Genomic DNA, 1,247 nt, shown 5'->3' with positions numbered 1-1,247 from the left:
TCGATTTTAGCAATTTTAATAATTATATTAATTGGATATGTTATTAAATTAACTATCCGAAAACCACTTGCATTACTACAAAATGATATGGAAAAAGTAGCAGCTGGAGATTTAACAACACGTACTCCTTATAAAGCAAATAATGAATTAGGGCATATTGTTCAGTCTTTTAATAGTATGTTAGATAACCTTCAACAATTAATTGCGAATGTTAAGATGACAACACAAGAGGTTATTTTTACTACGGAGGGTGTATTACAAGATACAAATCGAGCGTCTAGTATTTCAAATGAGGTTGTACAGACTGTTTTAGAAGTAAAAACAAAAATAGAAGGACAGGTAACTAGTATTCAGGAGAGCTCATCCTCAATGGAAGAAATTACAACCGGGGTGCAAACTGTAGCTGAATCTTCAGCAGTAGTCGCTGAGGTAGCAGTAACGACTACAGAACGAATAAATATCGGTAGTGAAGTGATAAATCACTCTATTCTTCAAATGAATAGTGTGCATGATGTTGTCGAGGAAACATCAAAAGTAATAAATAAACTTGTTACACGTACACAACAGATTGATACAGCTCTCGCTGCAATTACTAATATTGCCGAACAAACGAATCTTCTTGCCTTAAATGCCGCTATTGAAGCGGCACGTGCTGGAGAGAATGGGAAAGGATTTGCAGTGGTTGCCGCAGAAGTTCGAGACTTGGCTGAGCAATCTAAAGAATCTGCAAAAGAAGTTAATCATTTAATAAAATCCATTCAAAAAGATACCCAAGATACAGTTAATGTCATGCAAAAAGGACAACAAAAGGCAGTAGAAGGAAAAGAAGCTGCTTACAAAGCGAATCAAACCTTCTTGTCTATTATGAGAGATATTGATAAGATTACAGGTCAAATTCAAGAAGTATCCGCAGCGACAGAAGAGATGTCTGCTGGTACAGAAGAAGTAAATGCTTCTCTTTCGCTAGTTTCTGAAACTGCAACGGATGTGAAAAAGGAGACTCTTCAAACTGTAAATTCAATTCAATCACAGGCCGTATCAATTGAACAAATATCAATCCAATCCAACAAAATGAAAGAAAAGGTGGAAGAATTAACGGAATTGGTTTCAAAATTTAATATTACAGAACAAAAAGAATGAGTAAATTGTAAAAGATTAGGTACGGCTATCAGCCTAAAAATAATTGATTTTTTACGATTAAAAAGATTTTAGTAATTAATTCAATCACAAGTGTAATAACATGTATA

General features: G+C 34.2%; 1 protein-coding gene. It reads left to right on the top strand.

Annotation, left to right across the window (positions count from 1 at the left end):
* Positions 1-1,140 (top strand): methyl-accepting chemotaxis protein (locus ACQGSG_RS29020; protein ID WP_426948754.1); only part of this gene is annotated, 1,140 nt, incomplete at its 5' end.
* Positions 1,141-1,247 lie beyond the last annotated feature (107 nt).

Origin of the sequence: Bacillus sp. GMa5/1, from assembly GCF_050172015.1 — a bacterium.
Lineage (GTDB): Bacteria > Bacillota > Bacilli > Bacillales > Bacillaceae_G > Bacillus_A > Bacillus_A cereus.
This window is presented reverse-complemented; position numbering and strand designations above follow the sequence as displayed.